Source organism: Ureaplasma urealyticum serovar 8 str. ATCC 27618 (genome assembly GCF_000169535.1).
In the GTDB taxonomy this organism is placed as follows: Bacteria; Bacillota_I; Bacilli_A; order Mycoplasmatales; family Mycoplasmoidaceae; genus Ureaplasma; species Ureaplasma urealyticum.
In genome coordinates this window covers 408,169-429,896 of the sequence record NZ_AAYN02000002.1, presented here as the reverse complement: position 1 = coordinate 429,896, position 21,728 = coordinate 408,169, and the positions used below count along the sequence as shown (strand labels likewise).

The 21,728-nt window shown below is 25.7% G+C and carries 17 protein-coding genes and 1 pseudogene; 7 read left to right on the top strand and 11 right to left on the bottom strand.

Annotation, left to right across the window (positions count from 1 at the left end; translation table 4 throughout):
* Positions 1–7 precede the first annotated feature (7 nt).
* The gene (locus UUR8_RS01920) at positions 8–451 is read right to left on the bottom strand and encodes a hypothetical protein (RefSeq protein WP_004025997.1); all 444 of its coding nucleotides are present in this window, start codon (positions 449–451) and stop codon (positions 8–10) included.
* A gap of 495 nt (positions 452–946) precedes the next feature.
* Between UUR8_RS01920 and UUR8_RS01915 the strand changes: the two genes are divergently transcribed.
* On the top strand, positions 947–1,552 hold the full coding sequence (locus tag UUR8_RS01915; RefSeq protein WP_004026119.1) for a hypothetical protein: 606 nt from the start codon (positions 947–949) through the stop codon (positions 1,550–1,552).
* A gap of 642 nt (positions 1,553–2,194) precedes the next feature.
* Here UUR8_RS01915 and UUR8_RS03835 read toward each other — a convergent pair.
* From UUR8_RS03835 to UUR8_RS01885, 7 genes are all read right to left on the bottom strand, one after another.
* Entirely contained in the window at positions 2,195–2,317 is a 123-nt protein-coding gene (locus tag UUR8_RS03835; protein ID WP_004025783.1) for a hypothetical protein, read from the bottom strand.
* A gap of 445 nt (positions 2,318–2,762) precedes the next feature.
* Complete coding sequence (locus tag UUR8_RS03700) at positions 2,763–2,927, bottom strand: hypothetical protein (protein WP_004025880.1); 165 nt, start codon at positions 2,925–2,927, stop codon at positions 2,763–2,765.
* The gene (locus UUR8_RS01905) at positions 2,890–3,378 is read right to left on the bottom strand and encodes a hypothetical protein (RefSeq protein ID WP_004025860.1); all 489 of its coding nucleotides are present in this window, start codon (positions 3,376–3,378) and stop codon (positions 2,890–2,892) included. Before UUR8_RS01905 ends, UUR8_RS03700 begins: the two co-directional genes overlap by 38 nt.
* 217 nt (positions 3,379–3,595) lie before the next feature.
* A complete protein-coding gene (gene leuS, locus UUR8_RS01900) occupies positions 3,596–6,016 on the bottom strand; it encodes a leucine--tRNA ligase (protein WP_004026207.1) in 2,421 nt (806 codons plus the stop codon).
* A 15-nt stretch (positions 6,017–6,031) separates the two neighbouring features.
* The gene (gene ruvX / locus UUR8_RS01895) at positions 6,032–6,475 is read right to left on the bottom strand and encodes a Holliday junction resolvase RuvX (RefSeq protein ID WP_004025684.1); all 444 of its coding nucleotides are present in this window, start codon (positions 6,473–6,475) and stop codon (positions 6,032–6,034) included.
* Positions 6,468–9,188, bottom strand: coding sequence for an alanine--tRNA ligase (gene alaS / locus UUR8_RS01890; protein ID WP_004025644.1), 2,721 nt, complete (start codon positions 9,186–9,188; stop codon positions 6,468–6,470). Before alaS ends, ruvX begins: the two co-directional genes overlap by 8 nt.
* A gap of 30 nt (positions 9,189–9,218) precedes the next feature.
* Entirely contained in the window at positions 9,219–10,520 is a 1,302-nt protein-coding gene (locus UUR8_RS01885) for a thymidine phosphorylase (protein WP_004025924.1), read from the bottom strand.
* A 243-nt stretch (positions 10,521–10,763) separates the two neighbouring features.
* On the opposite strand from UUR8_RS01885, the gene UUR8_RS01880 reads away from it, so the two are divergent.
* The 6 genes from UUR8_RS01880 to UUR8_RS01855 all read left to right on the top strand — a co-directional run bounded on the left by UUR8_RS01880 (position 10,764) and on the right by UUR8_RS01855 (position 17,565).
* The gene (locus UUR8_RS01880) at positions 10,764–12,281 is read left to right on the top strand and encodes a DUF2130 domain-containing protein (RefSeq protein ID WP_004025826.1); all 1,518 of its coding nucleotides are present in this window, start codon (positions 10,764–10,766) and stop codon (positions 12,279–12,281) included.
* Between the two features lie 139 nt (positions 12,282–12,420).
* Positions 12,421–13,044, top strand: coding sequence for a hypothetical protein (locus tag UUR8_RS01875; protein WP_004026093.1), 624 nt, complete (start codon positions 12,421–12,423; stop codon positions 13,042–13,044).
* Positions 13,045–13,137: 93 nt separating this feature from the next.
* Positions 13,138–14,502 carry an asparagine--tRNA ligase gene (asnS, locus tag UUR8_RS01870; RefSeq protein WP_004026011.1) on the top strand — a complete coding sequence of 455 codons (1,365 nt, stop codon included), beginning with the start codon at positions 13,138–13,140 and terminating at the stop codon, positions 14,500–14,502.
* Positions 14,483–15,139: a CDP-diacylglycerol--glycerol-3-phosphate 3-phosphatidyltransferase gene (gene pgsA, locus UUR8_RS01865; RefSeq protein ID WP_004025573.1), complete on the top strand. Its 657-nt coding sequence runs from the start codon at positions 14,483–14,485 to the stop codon at positions 15,137–15,139. The genes asnS and pgsA overlap by 20 nt, the downstream gene beginning before the upstream one ends.
* A complete protein-coding gene (locus UUR8_RS01860; RefSeq protein WP_004026193.1) occupies positions 15,117–16,106 on the top strand; it encodes an amino acid--tRNA ligase-related protein in 990 nt (329 codons plus the stop codon). The genes pgsA and UUR8_RS01860 overlap by 23 nt, the downstream gene beginning before the upstream one ends.
* Before the next feature lie 31 nt (positions 16,107–16,137).
* Positions 16,138–17,565 carry an NADP-dependent glyceraldehyde-3-phosphate dehydrogenase gene (locus UUR8_RS01855; RefSeq protein WP_004025942.1) on the top strand — a complete coding sequence of 476 codons (1,428 nt, stop codon included), beginning with the start codon at positions 16,138–16,140 and terminating at the stop codon, positions 17,563–17,565.
* A 41-nt stretch (positions 17,566–17,606) separates the two neighbouring features.
* On the opposite strand, the gene UUR8_RS01850 is transcribed toward UUR8_RS01855, so the two are convergent.
* The 3 genes and pseudogenes from UUR8_RS01850 to UUR8_RS01840 form a co-directional block, all read right to left on the bottom strand.
* Positions 17,607–18,131, bottom strand: coding sequence for a hypothetical protein (locus UUR8_RS01850; protein WP_004025830.1), 525 nt, complete (start codon positions 18,129–18,131; stop codon positions 17,607–17,609).
* A gap of 156 nt (positions 18,132–18,287) precedes the next feature.
* Positions 18,288–19,922 (bottom strand): annotated as a pseudogene (locus tag UUR8_RS01845) (iron ABC transporter substrate-binding protein).
* Positions 19,923–20,014: 92 nt separating this feature from the next.
* Positions 20,015–21,649: a hypothetical protein gene (locus UUR8_RS01840; protein WP_004026128.1), complete on the bottom strand. Its 1,635-nt coding sequence runs from the start codon at positions 21,647–21,649 to the stop codon at positions 20,015–20,017.
* Positions 21,650–21,728: the final 79 nt, after the last annotated feature.

The window sequence follows — 21,728 nt, the reverse complement described above, 5'->3', positions numbered from 1 at the left end:
ATAAATATTATAACACATTTATAAGTTTTTTAATGGTTAATTTGTTATTATCATCAACTTTTTCAAACGTTATTGTTGTATCTTCAATATCTGTACTTTTTTGCTCATTTGCTAACTCAAAATCTAGACGTTTAAAATATTCTTGCGTTCTAAATTTACGCAATCCTTGGTTATTTAGCTCTTTATCGTATGAAGCGTTTCTACCCAACAACTCATTTAAAGCCATTCTAAGGCCATAATTGGCTTTGGTAATGTATTCATACCTTTTTTTGTTAAACTCGTCTCTTTGCGTACTTAAATTAACTCACACGCCCCAATTTATGTCTAAGAATTCAAGCAAAGCACTCAAATTACATAAATCTAGGTTTTTAGTAGTCATAACCAAAGTGTAAAAGTCATTGATTTTTAACTGCAGTTCTTGTAATTGTTTTAGTTCGTTTCTTTTCATCATACAAAAATTATAACCACATCGCACATAAAATTTAAATTAGATCATCGTTTAGTTTATCAATCAATAGTACAATCTAAAACGTTATCGTAAGGAAGTAGCGTAATATACGCATATTGAGGATTATCGCAAAAGCGATAATACGAAATAGAAGTATATGAAGATACTTTCTTATGATAACTAATATCATTTTTTTAAGAGACTTTAAGAGAATATATACGATATCGTAGTCTCTTAAAAAAATATAATAAATATAAATAAGATGAAAAATAATAAATATGATGTATAAGAAGTATATATATGAATGTTAATGAATATATATACGATTATATATTATATTTTTGTTTTTTATTTTGTTTATATTTTAATTTATTACGCGTGAGATAAATTGACAAAAATAAATTGACAACAATAAAAAAATGTTGTTATAATATTCTTGTCGTTTCCAAATTGCTAGAAACCAAACAACATAAGCCAAGGTTCAATAATCACGATTACTTGCCATTTATTGATCTTATTGTTAATCAAAAAGATTTAGATAATCAAAAACTTGATCAAATTAATTCAATTCCAACAATTTCCAATATTATTATTAGCAATATTGCAATTAAAAATGAACAAGGTTCAAATTTCCAAAAAAGATTAACTAATCATGCAATTGTTTTCGATCCTTCTGTACTTAAAAACCAAATTGAATGTTGGATCAAAAATATAAGTTTTAATTATATTACGCATTTGCCTAATTCAGAAAAAAGTATTGACATTAACTTATTTACTACTAAAATCAAAAATTTTAATCAAAACGTAAGATTAAAAATATTGTGTTATGATGACAATGGTAATCATATTTTTGAAGATTTTAATTTTGGTAAAATTACTAAAAAAACAAAAAACGAAATTTATATTACGTTTAAATTTACAAAAGAATTATTAAGAGAAAGAAAATATTACATTTCTGAAATTGAATTTGTGGATGAAAAAATTAAATTTAAAACTTATAACGATTCAATAACTGATCCCAATATTAAAGGTAACTATAGTTTTTATATAAATAATTATAAAAGTGATAGTAATATTGAAATTTATACTAAAATAATATTATAATATATTTTTACACTTTGTCAATACTTTTTATATATAAATATATAAAAATTATGTATAATTTAAGTGGAAGCGTCTACTAAAATAGTATTAATTGTATAAGGTACAAAATAAATATTATTTATGTTAATATGTTATAATATTATTGTCCCATTGGACGCAGATATACTATAATAAAAAACCACTAACCCGTAGTTAGCGAGTTAGTGGTTAGTTTAGTTAGAGTATTAAGTTAATTTTTAACTATTGTGATTAGGATTTCAATTAAGGCAATTAGTAAGGCGATTAATTTGTCATTGTTCATAAGGTTTACTTTCATTCCCTTTCAAATTAAAGGGAATTACCAAGTTAATACTAATATTAGTTGAAATATAAAAAATAAAAATCACCATTCGCTAAGGTGATTTTTATTTTGTTCATGATCGTTTTTTAATGAACTTTAAATATTCGTTCTCTTCTTCGAATTGTTTCCGAAGCTTTATGTTTATATAATCTTTTATAAATTATCTAAAATCTAAATGGATTGTGATTATTTGCTTTTAGATAATATATTAAAGTAGACTCGTTAATATTTAAATTATCATCAAAATTAATTTGGTGTTTTTTTAACAATTCTTCAAAATCATTTAAAATTTTTACTTTATTTTATTCCAAATTTACAATTTGAGCATTAATTTCTTTTAAACATTTTTGAATTTGTTCTAAATTAACATCTTTTTGTTGTTTTAAAATATTTAATAAAGTTTGCAGATATAAGTATTGACTCAATTTAAATGCATTATTAAAATAAGCTTGTTCAAAGTATTAGGATTTTGTTTGTTAAATATTTTTGCTAAATTAAAATCAAATCAATTATGTACATCATTATTTTTTCATAATAAGTGCATAATTAAATTAGTGTTAACATCTTTTATATTTTTAAAATAACGATATGAGTAAATAAGCTGTGGCTGTAAAAAGAATAAGGGATATTTAATGCTTTTTAATTCGTTAGCATCAAATATTGATTGAATAAGCTTTGAATTTTGCGAATTATTTTTTCAAGTATTAATATTTTGATTTAGTAATGATTGAGCATTGTTTAAAATAGTTGTATTTTGTAAATTTAGCTTATCTAAATATTCATTAATAATTTCATAATCTTCTTTTCAAAATAATTTTTCATTATTAGAAATTTTAGAGTCCTTATTTAAACTTTTAGTAATTGATAAAATTAATAAATTTTTAAATCATCAAAACTAGTTTTTTGATTTAAATCAGTTATTAAATAATTAGGAATTAGATTAGAATTTTCAAAAGCAATACCTGGTAGTTTAGCATGAATATCAAATTTTCAATCATTATAAGTATCATATACTAAACCTTTTTTTAGCATCATTATAATCAAAAACAAACTTTTTATATTGTTTATAAAATACATCAAATGGTTGTGCTATTAATTGTTCATAAGCTTTTTTTGAAACTAAATCATTCGTATCACAATGATAGTATTTTTTAAATAATTCAAAACCTAGTTGTGTATATAATTCATGATCAGTTGTACTAATTAGTTTTTTAGTACTCATTTCATTAGCAAAAATTTTAGGTTTTTGATCAATGATATAAGTAGCATTAGCAAACATATAATAATCAATTAATTTTTTAAAATATGGTTTACCATAACTTTGTTTAACAAATTCAAAATCAACTAAATTTGTTATATGTTGGTCAATATATTTCAATAGTTTTTCAACAAAATCTCATTGATAAGTGTTTTTGGTTTCATCTCAATGTTGTTTAGCATACTCAAAAGCTATAATTTTCTTCTTTGGTGCATAATAAACAATCAATGGAATATAATAAGGCTAAGAGCTGAAGCTGCTATTAAAATTGAAATAATTATTTTGGTACGTTTTTTCATATGATAATTAATTTTCTTTTTTAAATAACTTTATTATAAATAAAAAATCAATATTAGTGTGTTTTTACATAATAAAACAAAAACATTAAATCTTGTTTTTCATAAATTTAGTAACAATTTATTTTTAAGATTTAATGTTTTTAGTATTAAATAACAAAATTAATAATTTTATTAACAACAACGATCTGTTTTTTAATTGGTTGATCCCCAATTGCTTGTTTAACTTGTTCGCAAGCTAATGCTAAATTAATTAATTGTTCAGCATTTGTATCTCTTAAAACATTGATTGTGTGCTTTAATTTACCATTAATTTGAATTGGAATTGTAACATTTTGAGCAATAATTTTTTGTTCATCATAAATAGGCATTTTTTGTAAACAAACAGATTCAGAGTGGTTTAAACTATATAATTCTTCTGCTAAATGTGGAGCAAAGCATGAAAGTAAAATTAAAAAATTATCTAGTAACTTATAATTAATGACTTTATTTTTATATAAAACATTAACAAAAACCATCATTTCACTAATAGCAATATTAAATGCCTGTTCATTAATTGCTTTTGTGTAATTTTTAATTAAAGTGTGATATGCAATAATTATTTCTTCATTTAGCTTATTAACATCTTCAACAACTTCTAGTTCACTTAAATTATGGTATAAACGATAAACACGATCTAATCATTTTCGCATCGCATCTAATCCATCTGGACTTCATGGTAGTGAAGCTGTTAATGGTCCCATAAACATTTCATAAATTCTTAATGTATCTGACCCATGCGAAGCAATAATATCATCAGGATTAATAACATTTCCTTTTGATTTAGACATTTTTTCATTATTTTCGCCTAAAATCATTCCTTGATTAATTACTTTATAAAATGGTTCTTTTGTTGGTACTACACCAATATCATATAAGAAACGATGTCAAAAACGAGCATATAGTAAATGTAAAACAGCATGTTCTTGCCCACCAATATAAACATCAACTGGCAATCATTTAGCAAAACGTTTTTTAGCTTCTTCACTATTTAATGGCGTGTATGAACCATCTTCATTTTTTAAAATATAAGCTAAAAAATATCATGATGAGCCTGCTCATTGTGGCATTGTATTTGTTTCACGGCGATATTTTTTACCATCAATTTCTACATATAATCACTCTTGAGCATTAGCAAGAGGAGATTCACCAGTTTTAGAAGGTTTGAATTCATCTAAATTTGGTAATAAAACAGGCAAATCTTCGATGATTTTAATTTGATTATTTTCATCAAATAAAACTGGGAATGGTTCGCCTCAATAACGTTGACGACTAAAAATTCAATTACGTAATTTATAGTTTACAACTTTTTTTGCTAAATGATTTTTAACTAAGTAATCATTTAAAATATTTTGGGATTGTTCAATATTTAAACCATTAATCATTGGTGAGTTAATATGTAAACCATCACCTGTATATGGTAATGATTGTTTTGTATCAATTACACTTTTAATTGGTAAATCATATTTTTTAGCAAAAGCATAATCACGTTCATCATGAGCTGGTACACCCATAACAGCCCCTGTTGCAAAATTCATTAAAACATAATCACTTACTCAAATTGGAATGATTTCTTGATTGATTGGATTAATGGCATATGTTCCACTAAAAACACCAGTTTTATTAGTATCAGCAATTCGATCTAAATCGCTTATTTTTTTTGTTTGATCGACATATGCTTGAACAACACTAGCTTGTTGCTCACTAACAATTGATTTAAGAATTGGATGTTCTGGTGCAACTACTAAATATTGTGCTCCATAAATTGTATCAATTCGTGTGGTAAACACATCAAGTGCTAAATGTGAATCTTTAATCTTGAATTGCACATTAGTACCAATTGATTTACCAATTCAATTGCGTTGTAATGATTTTAATGATTCACTAAATTCAACTTCATTCAAACCGTCTAATAACTTATCTGCATAATCAACAATTTTTAAAACTCATTGCTTCATTGGTTTACGAACAACAGGATGACCACCCCGTTCACTCACACGCTCGTTTTTATCATTTAAAACGACTTCTTCATTACTTAAAACAGTCCCTAAATTTTCACATCAATTAACATCAATATCTTGAATTTCAGCTAAATTATGTTTATATAATTGCACAAAAATCCATTGCGTTCATTGATAGAATTGGGGATCGGTTGTATCAACTTCTTTATCATAGTCAAAATCAAAACCGATCATTTGTAATTGTTTGCGAAAAATTTTAATATTTTGTTGCGTAAAAGTATGAGGGTGATTATTTGTTTCTAAAGCATATTGTTCTGCTGGTAAACCAAAAGCATCTCAACCAATTGGGTGTAAAACATCATAACCATTCAAACGTTTAAAACGACTAATTACATCAGTTGCTGTATAACCCTTGGGATGACCAACATGTAATCCTTTTCCACTAGGATATGGAAACATATCTAATACATAAAATTTCTTAGGATTGTTAGGATTATCAACAAATTTAAAAGTCTTATTATCTAGTCAATATTTTTGTCATTTTTTTTCAATTTTATTGTGATTATACATAAGGTTTACCTTTCTTTAATTAAAATGATTTTTACTTAAATAACTTTCCAAAATAACAACAGCACTCATTTTATCTTTAACTTTTTTAATTTTAGCTGCTTTAACACAACTATTTTTTAAACGTTGTGTTGCAATTTTAGTACTAAAACGTTCATCCTCATAAACAATTTTAATTTTTTCATGATTTAAAAAGTGTTGTTTTAATAATGTATAAAATGATTCAATTAAATATGTTCGTTTGTTTTTTGATCCATCATAAACATTAGTTGGATAACCTAAAACGATTGTGTCAATTTCATGATGATAATTAATCATGATTTCATCAATTTTAGCTAAAACAGCTATAAAATCATTTTCTTCATAGATAAAATTATCAAGTCCACTAGCAATTATTCCTAATAAATCACTAATCGCAAAACCACATGATTTTGTTCCTAAATCAAGTGCTAATTTACGCATTAATAACTCATTTATCTATAGCAGTTAATAACTCATCTAATTTTTCTTGTTCACTTGTTCCACCTTGAACAAAATATGGTTTACCCCCACCTTTACCATTAGAAATAGTATTTAACTCTTTAATATATTTATTTAAATTAATTTGATTTGTAGTAGCAAACTTTTCATTAATTGCTAATAAATATTGAATTTTATTTTCATCTAAATTAAAGCTAATAAATAATGTATTTTGATTTTCATTAATTAATTCATTTAAAGCATTAAAAATATTTTTATTATCAGTGTTTTTAAAAACATGTATACGTTTATTAGTTTGTTGCGCATTAAAAGTATTCTTAATATCAATGATAGCTTGTTTAGCATTTTGTTTATCAAATTCGATTTTAAAATTAATTAATGTTTGTTTTAGTTCAGTAAATTTTTCATTTAATAAATCATAATCATCAATTGATAGATTTTTTCAATTTGCAAAAGCATTGTATAAATCATTTAATTTATGATCATTAATATCTAAATTAGCTTTTAAGTGATTGATTTCATTTAAGTATTCTACATATAAATCGTGAATGTATTTTGCTAAATTATCATGGCCTGTTACCATAGTAATTCTTCAAGAACCAGCTCCTTTAGAAGCACATTCAACAATTTTAATTCGCTCAATTTCTGATGTATGATGTGCATGTGTTCCCCCACATAACTCAATTGAAGGTCCCATTTTAATTACACGTAATTTGCCTTTTAATTTTTTATAAACATCTTCAAAATAAGCAGCAGCACCAACAGCTTTAGCTTCATCTAAATCCATGTGTAATTCTTGTACATCAAAATTACTTTGTACCATTTCATTTAACACATTTTCTAACTTATCTAATTGTGCTTTTGTTGGTTGGGCATGATAAGTAAAGTCAAATGTTACTTTATGAGGATATTTAGCAGCTCCTTCTTGTTTAATATCAGGACTTAAAACTTGTTTTAAGCAATAATGTAATAAGTGTTCAGCTGTATGGTTTGCTGTAATTGATTTACGATCTTGTTCATTAATTTGTAAAATAACATACTCATTCATTGATAAACTAGCATTTTTAACATGATGAACATGTTGACGATTAGGTGCTTTAAAAACATCATCAACAAAAAATTGTTGGTCATTTTTAATAATATAACCTGTATCGTGTTGTTGACCGCCGGATGTTGCATAAAAACATGTGTTATCAAAAACAACATAACCATCTTCATGATCTAAACCATCAACTAATTCGAAATCCTCATTAAATAAAGTAATGATCTTAGCATTTTCTCATTTAAATATTTCATAATGAAAAGTTGAATCGACATCTAATTGCATTAATGATTCGTTTTGTGATTCCATTACTTTCAAATTAGCTTTATTTGCTTTTGAGACTAATTGATGATGTTTAAACATAGCATCAAAAGCTTCTAAATCAACTTTAACATTACGTTGTTCACAAATTTCCTTAATTAATTCGATAGGAAAACCATAAGTATCAACTAGTTTAAAAGTAATGTCTTTATCTAATTCTTGATTATGGATAGAACTTTCAAAAATATTTAAACCTAATTGTAAAGTTTTTTCAAACAATTGTACTTCTTTGTTTAAAATCATCTTAATTTTAGCAAGTGTTTTTTCATCTTTTAAATAAGTATAAAAATCACCCATTGTTGAAGCAATGGCGTTAACAACTGCATCAACTCATAAAAGATTATTAATATTTAAACGACGCACTAAAATCATAGTTCGACGAATCAAACGACGTAAAATATAACCACGTTCTTTATTTGAAGGAATTGCACCATCTGCAATCGCAAAAACAGTTGCACGCATATGATCCGCAATTACTTTATAAGCGAAATTAATTTTATTTTGAGCAACATTGGGATGAAAGTATTCATTCATATCATATTTATATTCTGAAAACTGTTCAACACTTTTTGTAATTTGCATAAAAACATCACTATCAAAGTTTGTTGGTACATCTTGTGAAATACAAGCAATTCTTTCTAAACCAGCTCCTGTATCAATGTTTTTTTGTAATAATTCAGTGTAATTGTTATGACCATCATTATTGAATTGTGAAAAAACAATATTTCAAATTTCTACATAACGATCATTTTCAATATCTTCTAAAATTAGTTTTGAACCAACTTTATTAGGATCAAAATGTTCACCTCGATCATAATGAATTTCTGTACATGGACCACAAGGACCATTACCTACATCTCAAAAATTACGATCACGATTACATTTAATGATTTGTTCTTTAATAATTCCTAATTTAATTCATTCATCATACGTAAACTGATCATCTTCAAAAACAGTTACCCATAGTTTTTTTACGTCAATTTTTAAAACATCAATTAAAAACTCATAAGCTCAATCAATAGCTTCTTTTTTAAAATAATCTCCAATTGAAAAATTCCCTAGCATTTCAAAAAAAGTGTGGTGACGGCTCGTTAGTCCCACATTAAAAATATCGTTTGTACGAATAGCTTTTTGAGAATTAACTAAACGTTTATGTGGTGGTTTAACCTTACCACTAAAATAATCTTTTAAAGTTGAAACACCAGAGTTAATTCATAATAGCGTAGGGTCGTTTTTGGGAATTAATGACTTTGGTTCAATAAATAAATGATCTTTTGACTCAAAAAATTCGATTCACTTTTTTCTAATCTCATTCGTGCTTAATTTCAACATAATAAATATTCTTCCTTACTTTTTTATTATTTAACGCATTACTTTAATAATTGATGGTGCAATTTGTTTTGGTGTTTTTAAATAAACTACATTGTTGTGGTATTTATTAACAACTTCATCACTAATTGGTTGATTAGCATAAAGTGTGGCAATAACTTCATTTGTTTTAACGAAATCATTATTTTTCTTATTTAAATAAATTCCAGCTTGAAAATCTAATTGATCAGTTTTAACTTTACGTCCTGCTTTTAAATCAACAGCAATCATACCTAATTCTTTTGTTGATTTAAAGTCTAAATATCCATCTTGTTTTGCTAGAATTTCTAGTTTGTATTTAGGATTGAAATATGTATTATTTTCAAGACTAATATAATCACCTTTGTATCATCTTACTCAATTCACAAATTTTTGATAAGCCAAGCCATTTTTAATAACATTATCAATCTTAGCTTGAGCATCTTCTTTATTTTTAGCAAATTTTGTATCAATTAAAATATCTAAAGCAAATTGATTAATTAAATCATATAAATCTTGAGGTACTGGTTTACCTAATAAATAGTCCATACTCTCTTTAATTTCAATAGCATTACCAATTGCTTTACCCAAGGGTTTATCCATATTTGTTAAATGTATAATTGTATTACGATTAAATTTCTTTGATAACTTTAACATCTTTGTTGCTAAAGATTCTGCTTGTTCTACATTTTTACAAAATGCTCCTTCACCAACTTTAACATCTAAGAAAATATAATCAGTAATTAAAGCTAGTTTTTTAGCCATAATTGATCCTACCATAAGATCAAAAACATCACTTGTTGCTGTAACATCACGTAATGCATAAATGTATTTATCAGCCAGAACCATATCATCTGATTGACCAGTTAATAATAAACCATTATCTTTTAGTTGATCCATGTATGTTTTTAAATCAAAATCTAAATTTAAATTTAATGATTCTAATTTATCAACTGTACCACCAGTATGTCCTAGTCCACGACCAGACATTTTTCCAACATACAATCCTAAGGCTGATAGTAAAGGAGTTAAAATAATTGAAACTTTATCTCCCACACCACCAGATGAATGTTTGTCAACAACAATTTTATTTTCAACACGTAAATCTAATACTTTGCCAGATTCAACCATTGCTTTAGTTGCGTAGTATTGTTCATTTTCACTATATCCACAAAAATTAACAGCCATTAAAAAAGCTGCCATTTGATAATCTGGAATTGTCTTATTAACAAAACCATCATAAACAAATTTAATTTCTTGTTCACTTAATTCAATATTATTTTTTTTCTTGCTAATAATTTCTACAACATTTAACATAAATTTCACCAATTTAATTTTTAAAAACTTATCTTTAATTTTAGCAAAGAAAAACGCGAAAGTTTTTAAAATAAGTGAGTTTTACTAATCTATATTAATAAATGAGGATTAAGATTTTAGTTATAAATAAAATACTAGTTATTAACTAACGCATCAAAAAATAATATTTATTTAAGACATCTTTTTTTAGAACACATTATAATAGAAGTATGATCTCTAAGAATTAATGCAAAGGAGTCGTTTATGAAAACTACTGCTAATAAAAAAATTAAATTAATTAATATTGAAAAATTAGAATTTGAAATTCTTGAACCAATCAATACTAATGAAATTTTAGTTTTTAAGGATGAAAATTCAACTATTTATGAATCTTTTAATCAAAATTTAGAAAAACAACGTGATGAATTTATTAAAAAAATTCGTGAAGAAGAAGAACAAAATTGGAGAAATGATTTTATAGCTAATGATCGTGATTACAATGAATTAGTTAAACAAAGATATGAGTTTGAAAAACAACGTGATGAATTAAAAGAAAAATTAAAAAATGAAGGCGATAAAGCAATTGCTCATTTTAAAGATAGTGATGAATACAAAAGTTTAATTAAAGCACAAGAAAAAATTAATTCTTTAAATAAGACAATTGAAAGTAATGAACAAAACTACAAAAAAGAAATTGAAAATATAAAATTAAAGTTAAAAAACAAATTTGAGGAAGAAACAGAATCGCTAAAAAATACTATTATTGAACAAAAAAGTAAATTAGATAATGTTGAAAGAATGGCAATTGTTAATTTTAAAGAAAGTGATGAATATCAAAAAATTATTAAAGATAAAAGAGATTTAGATCTTGAAATAGAAAAATTAAAACTATCTATTCAAAATCATGAAAAAGATATGGAAAATGCTAAATTAAAATGAAACTATCAAAAAACTGCTGAAATTAAGGATCTTGAAACTAAAAAAAATAACGAAATTGATAAATTAAAAGAAGGTATTGAACAATTAAAACGTGAAAAATCATCAAATGTCAAACTTGTTGGTGAAGAACTTGAACAATGATTAAAAAATAAATTTGATGAAACTTACTCTTTTTCATGTCCTGATATGGCATTCACTAAAATTAATGAGGTGATTGATGGTAAAAAAGCTGATTTTTTATTAGAATTTTTTGATAAAGAAACATCAAATGATGATAAAAAATTAATCTTTAGTGCAACGATTGAGGCCAAAACAGAATTTTATGACAATCAAAAGGGTACAAAAAATAGTGTACATTATAAAAAATTAAATCAAGATCGCATTAATCAAAAATCTGAATACGCAATTTTAGTAACCGAATTAGAACCTGATGATCATTTTATAATTAAAAAAATTAATGAATATGAAAATATGTTTGCTGTACGTCCTCAATATTTCATTCCATTAGTTGATATGATTCGAAATTTTGCAACTCTTAAAGCAAGAATTAATTCACAAATCATAAAATATGAAGATCGTGCAAAAATTGAAACAAATCTTGAAGAATTAAAAAAAGATATTATTGATAACACTCTACAATACATTAATGATAAAACTAAAAAAATAATCGATGATTCAAAAGCTATTATTAAAAAAGCAGAAAGTATTGAAGAAACTGCTGGAGATATTATTAACAAAAAACTAAATACTTTAAAAAAGAAAATCAATGGGTTAACAATTAGAAAAATTGATCCAAATAAACTTTTATTAAAATTTAATGATGATGAAAATGATGAAGAATAAATAAATTTCATAAATTATTAATTATTGAAGATCATAACCACATTTCAATTCTCTATATTATGTTAAAATTATTAATATTTAATAATATTTTAATGTTATATTTAAATATAAATATCCAAGTCGTTTAGTGGAGGAACAAATGTCTGTAACTAATAAAAAATATGATCCACAAATTAGCGAATTATTAAAGCTTCGTGATTTAGCTAATAAAGTTGATAATTTAAAAAGAAAACTAAAAACAATTGAATACAACCATTATTGTGAACACGAAAATTATGATAGTGATGTTAATGAAACTAATAATGTTTATGAACAAGAAGTATCATTAAATCATGAAACTCAAATTGTTAAATTACGTGTTGATTTAAATGATTTAACAAATTTAAGCAATCCAAAAATTGTTGAGGTTGAAAAACCTGTTTATATTGAAAAAGTTATTGAAGTTGAAAAGCCAATTGAAAAAATTGTTGAGAAAATTGTTTATGTTAACCAAGAAAATCAAGTTAATAAACAAGAAAGTATTAAAGAAGAAAGAGAACTAAAAACGCCAATTAAATCTGGTAAATATGTTAAATATCGTCGTTTGAAAAACAATGGTATGTCAGATGCTGGTTGAAAGATTTTTGAATTAGTAAAACAAACTCAACAAGATAAAGTTGCTGCTGAAAAGCGTTTTGATGAACAACAAGAAGAAAAAAAACGTCAACGTGAACAAAAGCGTCTTGAAAAGCAACAAAAACTAGAAGCAAAAAACGAGCAATAAAAACTAATTTAAAGCAAAACTTATTAACTAATGATGTTTTGCTTTTTTATTTATATATTATTTAAAAAAGAAAAAAAGGTAATGATTTTATATATGCAATTAAAAATTAAAGAGATTTTTGATCAAGATTATACAAAACTTGAAGGTCAAAAAGTACAAATTAAAGCTTGAGTTCGTTCAAATCGTGATTCAAAAAAAATTGGTTTTTTAGTTTTAAATGATGGAAGTTCTCTAACAAATTTACAAGCTGTATATCGTGTTGATAAAATTAGTAATTATGAAGAAATAACTGCGGCACGAATGTGAGCAGCAGTTGCTATTGAAGGTGTAATTAAATTAACTCCAACAGCTAAACAACCATTAGAACTAGAAGTATTAAATGCTCAAATTTTAAAACAAAGTGATGAAGATTTTTTATTATCAAATAATGATTTAAGTTTAGAAACATTGCGTTTAAATGCCCATTTAAGACCAAGAACAAATTTATTTCATGCCATTATGAAAGTGCGAGCAACACTTGCTTTTGCAGTTCATGAATTTATGAATCAAAACGAATATAGTTGATTAGCTGCACCATTGTTTACAGGAAATGATGCTGAAGGAGCAGGGGAAACTTTTAGTATTCAAAAATTTGATAATGAAGAATTCTTTGGTAAACAAACTCATTTATCGGTAACAGGGCAATTACAAGCTGAAGCATACGCACAAGCTTTTGGTAATGTATATACATTTGGCCCTACTTTTAGAGCTGAAAAATCGCACACAAATCGTCATTTAGCTGAATTTTGAATGATTGAACCAGAAATGGCTTTTGTTGATTTAAAAGGTATGCAAGATATTGTTGAAAATTTAATTAAACATGTTATTAAGGCTGTTTTAGAAAAAAATCAACAAGAATTAGAATTTTTAGCACAAAGAAACGATGAAAATTTAATTAAAAAACTTCAAAAAGTTGTTGATTCTAAGTTTGAACGTATTGAATATAAAGATGCAGTTAAAATTCTAGCTGATGCTGTTAAAAGTGGTCATCAATTCGAAGATAATGAAATCTTTTTTGGAATGGATTTAGGTTCAGAACATGAAAGATATATGTGCGAAACTTATCATCAAGGACCTGTTTTCTTACAAAATTATCCAAAAGATATTAAAGCATTTTATATGAAATTAAATGATGATCAACAAACTGTAGCTTCAACAGATTTACTAATTCCAGGTGTTGGTGAATTAGTAGGTGGTTCACAACGTGAAGATAATTATGAAAAATTATTGAAACGATGTCAAGAATTAAAAATGCCAATTGAAAGTTTACAATGATATTTAGATTTACGTCGTTTTGGATATTATATGTCATCAGGTTTTGGAATTGGTTTTGAACGTTTAGTGATGTATGTAACAGGAGTTAATAATATTAAAGATACAATTCCATTTCCACGAAGTCATGGCCAAATTGAATTTTAAAAAAAACATCTTAACATCTCCTTTTTTTAGAAACATTCCTAATATCATCACTATCTTTAGAATTTTTTTAGCACTTATTTGTATTATCTTATTATTGGTTGATTTTTACACAAAAAATTTAAATATTGTCTATGAAGTTTTAGATGCCAATATTAGTGCATTACGTTTAAGTGCGACAACCATTTTTATTATTGCCGCTTTTTCTGATTTCTTAGATGGATATATTGCTCGTAAATACAATTTAGTTTCAAATTTAGGAAAAATTTTAGATCCTATTTCTGATAAAATCCTTGTTAATGGTGTTTTAATTTGTTTAACACTAGATCATACAGCGTTAGCTTATTTAACAATCATTAATATCTTAAGAGATATTTTTATTGATGGTTTACGAATGTTTGCTTCAAGTAAAAAAATCATTATTCCAGCAAATATTTTTGGCAAAATTAAATCAATTTTATTATTTATTAGCATTTGTTTTATTTTGTTTTTACTAAGCTTAACTTCATCATGAAAAAACGTTTATTTATTTAATATTCCTTTATTTTTTGCAACATCATTATCTATAGTTAGTGCTATTATTTACTACATTGATTTTTACAAAGGAGTTAAAAAACGTGGGTCAATTACAAAAAGCTAAAATTAATCAAACGCAAAAAGCAATTGTAGAAATTAAAAATCGTTTTCAAAAGTATTTTGCTAAAAATTTAAATCTTTCACGTGTAACAGCACCATTATTTGTTGAGGGACAATCAGGTCTAAATGATCATTTGGACCATAAACAAAAAGCAGTAAGTTTTTATGCTAAAAAATTAAATAAAACCCTTGAAATTGTTCAATCACTAGCAAAATGAAAACGTTTAGCTTTATTAGATTATGGTTTTAGTTTATATGAAGGTTTATACACTGACATGAATGCGATTCGTGCAGATGATGATATCGATGAAATTCATAGTATTTACGTTGATCAATGAGATTGAGAAATTTTAATTAATAAACAAGATTGTACCTTAGATTTTTTAAAATCGATCGTTAATAAAATCTATTCAACAATTAAAACTGTTCAATTAGAAATTGATCAATTATATAATCCAAAACAAATTATTTTACCAGATAGTATTACTTTTATTGGTTCGCAAGAACTAGAAGATTTATATCCACATTTAACACCGTCTCAACGTGAGTATGAGTTTGCAAAAATGCATCAAGCAATCTTTATATACCAAATTGGATATCCACTAAAATCAGGTTATATTCAATCAATAAGATCGCCTGAATATGATAATTGAAATTTAAATGGTGATTTAATTGTTTATCATAAATTAAATGATCAAGCCATTGAGTTATCATCAATGGGAATTCGTGTTAGCAAACAAGATTTTATTAAGCAAACAAATTTTGCTAATTTAAAAAATGATCAAGAAAATAATTTTTATCATCAAATGATTTTAAATGATCAACTACCCCAAACGATTGGTGGAGGAATCGGCCAAAGTCGTTTGTGTATGTTTTTATTAAACAAAAAACACATAGGTGAGGTACAAGTTTCAGTTTGACCAAATGAATATAAAGATGAATTGTTAAAAAAAGGAATTAAATTACTATAATTTAATTTAAATAATAAGGGAGGTTTTTAATTTGAACTATAAAACATTAATTAATGGAGCATTTGTTGATGCTAAAGAAAAACTAGCAGTTTATAATCCATCTAATAATCAAATTATTGCTTATGTTCCTAACATTCATGATGAAAATGAAATTAATACTATTTTTGAAAATGCTCATAAAGCATATTTAAAATTTAAAGACACAACAATAGAGTGTCGTTGTGATTTGCTTTTAAAATTAGCAGATAAACTAGACAAACACAAACAAGAATTAGCACAAATTATTAGTACTGAAATTGCAAAAGGATTAAAAGATAGCCTAATTGAAGTTGAACGAAGTGCTGATTATTTACGCGAAACAGTTTTTGAGTATCAAAAATTAATGCAAAAACCAATTATTTTTGATGAAACAGTTCACCATGTTAAAAACAAAGTGGCAACATATTATCGTATTCCAGTTGGTGTTGTTTTAGCAATTTGTCCTTTTAATTATCCTATTAACTTATTGATTTCAAAATTAGCACCAGCATTAGTTTCTGGTAATAGTTTAGTTTATAAACCATCAACACAAGGTTCATTAATTGGTATTCGAATTAGTGAATTAGTTCATGAAGTAGGTTTTCCAAAAGGAGTTGTTAACTGCTTAACAACTGAAGCACGTATAACAGGTGATCTACTAGTTACTAATAAATATGTTAAAGCGATTAGCTTTACGGGCGGACCTAAAGTAGGCAATCATATTGCTGAAATAACATCAAAGATTTCTTTAGTTTTAGAATTAGGAGGAAAAGATCCAGCCCTTGTTTTAGATGATGCGGATTTTGAACTAGCTGCTAATGAAATAGTTAAAGGTGCTTATGGCTTTAGCGGGCAAAGATGTACTGCAATCAAACGAGTATTTGTTTCGCATAAAAATCATGATTTATTAGTTAATTTAATTAACAAAAAAGTTGACGCTTTAACAGTCGGTTTACCACAACAAAATCCCATAATTACTCCATTAATTAATTCTAATTCATTAAAATATAACTTATCATTAGTTGAGGATGCAATCAAAAAAGGAGCAATAGTACACCAAAAAATCGTTTATAATGAAAAAAATAACCTTTTGCATCCTTTAGTAATTGATAATGTTACAAAAGAAATGCGCGTAGCTTGAGAAGAACCATTCGGTCCTATTTTACCAATTATAACTTATAATAGTATACAAGAAGCTATTGATTTAATTAATCAATCACAATATGGTTTACAAGCTTGTATTTTTACAACAAATTATGCAAGTATTGAACAATTAGCTTTACAAATTGAATCAGGAACAATTAACATTAATAAATCAAGTTCACGTGGTCCAGATATTTTACCTTTTTTTGGTGTTAAAGATTCTGGATTTGGTATTCAAGGTATTGTTGATGCAATTTTATCAATGACAACAATCAAAGGAATAATCATTAATAAATAAAAACCTCTTTCTTTAAAAAGAGGTTTTTATTTATTAACAAACTAAAGCATTTTGATAGGAATTGGTTGAAAATGTTTAGCATTCATTATTAAGTTATCTGTATCAAAATAAAATGATTTTAGTAAATCATCACCAACAACTAACATTTTAGTATTAGCTAATAAAACAGGAATCTTTACGTAAATATCAACATATTTATTATTACTTAAAACTTGTACAGGTAATGCGCGCATGCATAAATCTTGTTGCTTAATATTTTGTTTTGCGTTTTCTTTTGGAATAACAGTTTCAACATTAATATAAGTTTTTTTAAGTTTATTAATGAAAGTATTTCATTTAAGATCATCTTTAAAATACTTTTTATTTTCTTCATCATTACGACTAATACGAAACTTAACAGTTTTTTCATTATTCTTAGTGATATAAATCTGATCATCTGCAAATGTATTAGGATAAAAATTTTTCTTTACACAAGCAGTAGCAACTAATGTAATACTTCCAAGACTTATAAAACTTATTGGTATTAATAACCAAAATTTACTTTTTCTAAAATACTTATTTTTCATTAATTAATCCTTATTTTTATAAAACTAATATATATTCTACTTTAATTCTTTTTGTAAGAATTAAATTTTTAGATAAACTCTAAAAATAATAAATAAAATGTGAACGCTTTCTTATAAATATAAAGAAATAATTCACATTTTTATAATTACGAAGGATTATTCATCAGTATTTTTAACATTTAATTCATCTTTAAAAGCACGTAAATGTTTAACATTATCCTTAGTAAAATTAGGAATACCCAAATCAACTTCTGGACTATTTTCACCATTCATTCAACGATTTAAAATATTAACAATTGTTTTTTGACCCATAAAACCATAACAACCATCGCAGAATGTTCCTTCACGTTCAATAAAGAAATTTTTACCAACAACTGGCTTTTCTTTTAAAATCCTTGTAGGATTAAAACTATTTTTTGTATTTATATCTAAACTATTTACATATTTTGCTAAATTAGCTTCGAATTTTTTAATTATAGCTTCACCTTCTGCTGTTCCTGGTTTATATCCTTTAATTAAATATTAATTATATGAATAAATTACTTTATCAACCGTTCCTTCAAAAGCTTCACCCAATGTTGGACCAACACGTTTTGCAGCATCAGGATTTTCTGCACTAGATGATAATATTGCACCGCCTATTCAACCTCAATTATCAATATATTTTTGTACATCTTCTAAGTGTTTTTTAGGAATAGGGAATTTACAACCCATTCCAGGTGTATAAGGATGATTTTGATCAGCATATAAAATTGGTAAATAAACGGGTTGGGTAATAAAAAAATTACTTAAATGTAATAAATCTTCTTTAGTAATGTTTGGATCTACAATTCGACCATTTGGCATTACATCAGGACTAATCATAACCGTTGTTTTATCTTTTCATTTATTATTTTGTTTTGCTCATTGTGAAACTCTTTTTCGAACAGCTTTTACAGCAACATTAGCATAATCTGTAAATGTTTGAAAATTGCTTTTACCATCAATAACCGCTTTATTAACATTATCAAATTTTTTTGCATCATAAATGCGATCTAAGGTTTTACCTGTAAAGATTAAGCCATCATATGGATCAACAAAAAAATCTGTAATTCCAGCTGAAGCATTAACATTAGTTTCTAAATAAGGATTATTTTTACCAAACAACCAGCTAGGCATGAATAAGGCCGGTGTTTTTGAAGGCAAACTTGATGATCGTGATTGCATTGCTACACCACCGATTTCATTTTTATCTAAAAAATTTTCTTTATACTTATTGAATTTAAAATCAGCAATAAATAATGTACCCACATTTAATTTAGCAAAATTTTCTGGTAATGCTCCTTTACCTGTGAAATTCATTCCCTTTGTTAGTTTAGAGTTGTATAAATAATTTAAATAATGAGGATGTACTTCTTCAAGTTCGCTTGTTTTTCAACGAAAGCCAGAATAATCAGGTGCGATTCCAAATGCATATAGTGCATCATCTTGACATAACGAACTAGAATCATTAGTAACCGCAATTTTTTGGTTTTTTTGATAATAAGAACTAGCTTTTGATGATAAAGTTTCAATTCGATTAAATTTTTTTCCTGACTTACTTACTCCACCTTCAAAATAAACTTCTAAATCAGCTTTTCATGCTTCTTCTCTTTTTTTAAGCTCAGTCAATTCTTCTAAAGTTGGTGTTGTTTTTGAAAAATTTGTTTTAGATTTTACTTGATTGCTACATGCAGCAATTGTGATAATTGATGATAAAATTATTAAACTAGTTGATATAGATAATAAGATTTTTTTAAACTTCAACTTCATATATTTTTAGTAATTCCTTTTTTAAGTTTAAATGATTAATTAATAAATTTAAAAAATTTATGCATAAAAACTTCCAATGCGTAAAATTTTTATTATTCATCAGTATTTTTAACATTTAATTCATCTTTAAAAGCACGTAAATGTTTAACATTATCCTTAGTAAAATTAGGAATACCCAAATCAACTTCTGGACTATTTTCACCATTCATTCAACGATTTAAAATATTAACCATAGTTTTTTGACCTATAAATCCATAATTAGCATCGTAAATATTACCTTTTCTTTCGATAAAAAAGTTTTTACCTACCACTGGCTTTTCTTTTAAAATCCTTGTAGGATTAAAACTATTTTTTGTATTTATATCTAAACTATTTACATATTTTGCTAAATTAGCTTCGAATTTTTTAATTATAGCTTCACCTTCTGCTGTTCCTGGTTTATATCCTTTAATTAAATATTCATTATATGAATAAATTACTTTATCAACCGTTCCTTCAAAAGCTTCACCCAATGTTGGACCAACACGTTTTGCAGCATCAGGATTAGTAGCATCACTTAAAATTGCTCCACCTATTCAACCTCAATTATCTACATAGCGTTGAACTTCATTTATATCTTTTTTAGGAATAGGAAATTTAGCTCCTAATCCAGGTGTATATTCATCATTCTGGTCTGCATATAAAATTGGAAAATAAACAGGTTGTGGAATAAAAATATTACCTAAGAATAGTAAATCATCTTTACTAAAATTAGGATCAATAATTCGTGCTCCTTTCATTACGTTTGGCATTGTCATAACAACAGTTTTATTTTTTCAATAACTATGTTGTTTAGCTCAATTCGAAACATTCTTTCGTACAACACTAACAATTGCTTTTGCATAATCTGTAAATGTTTGAAAATTGCTTTTACCATCAATAACCGCTTTATTAACATTATCAAATTTTTTTGCATCATAAATGCGATCTAAGGTTTTACCTGTAAAGATTAAGCCATCATATGGATCAACAAAAAAATCTGTAATTCCAGCTGAAGCGTTAACGTCAGTCTCTAAATAAGGGTTATTTTTACCAAATAACCAATTAGGCATGAATAAAGCTGGTGTTTTTGAAGGCAAACCTGATGATCGTGACTGCATAACAATTCCACCTATTTTATTTTTATCTAAAAAATTAGTTTTATAATTTCCAAATTTAAAATCTGCAATAAATAAAGTACCTACATTCTCAGCAGCTAATGTTTCTGCTTTAACACCTTTAAGTTCCATACCTTTAGTTAATTTAGGATTATAAAGGTAAGATAAATAATGTGGTACAACTTCTTCTACATCACCTGCTTTTCAACGATAATTAGAAATATCTGGTGCAATTCCAAATGAATATGCGGCATCATCTTGACATAATGAGCCAGAATCACGCGTCATAGCAATTTTTTGGTTCTTTTGATAATATATACTTGCATTTGTTGCTAAAGTTTGAATTCGCTCAAATTCTTTTCCTGAAGCAGACTTTCCACCCTCAAAATAAACTTGTAAATCATTAGCTCAATCCTTACGTCTTTTAATTAAATTTGTAAGTTCTTCTTTAGTTGGTAATATTTGTTTAAAAATGTCATTTGAAGACTTAACTTCATTATTAACTTTACTACAAGCTGTAGTTGTACTTACAATAGTTGTTATAAAAGCAATAGAAGCTATTGAAGTAATTCAAATTCTTTTATATTTCATAACAATATTCTTTCTTTATTTTTTATTTAAAAAAATTATTAATACCTTTAATTTTAATACACAAAAATAAATATATTTT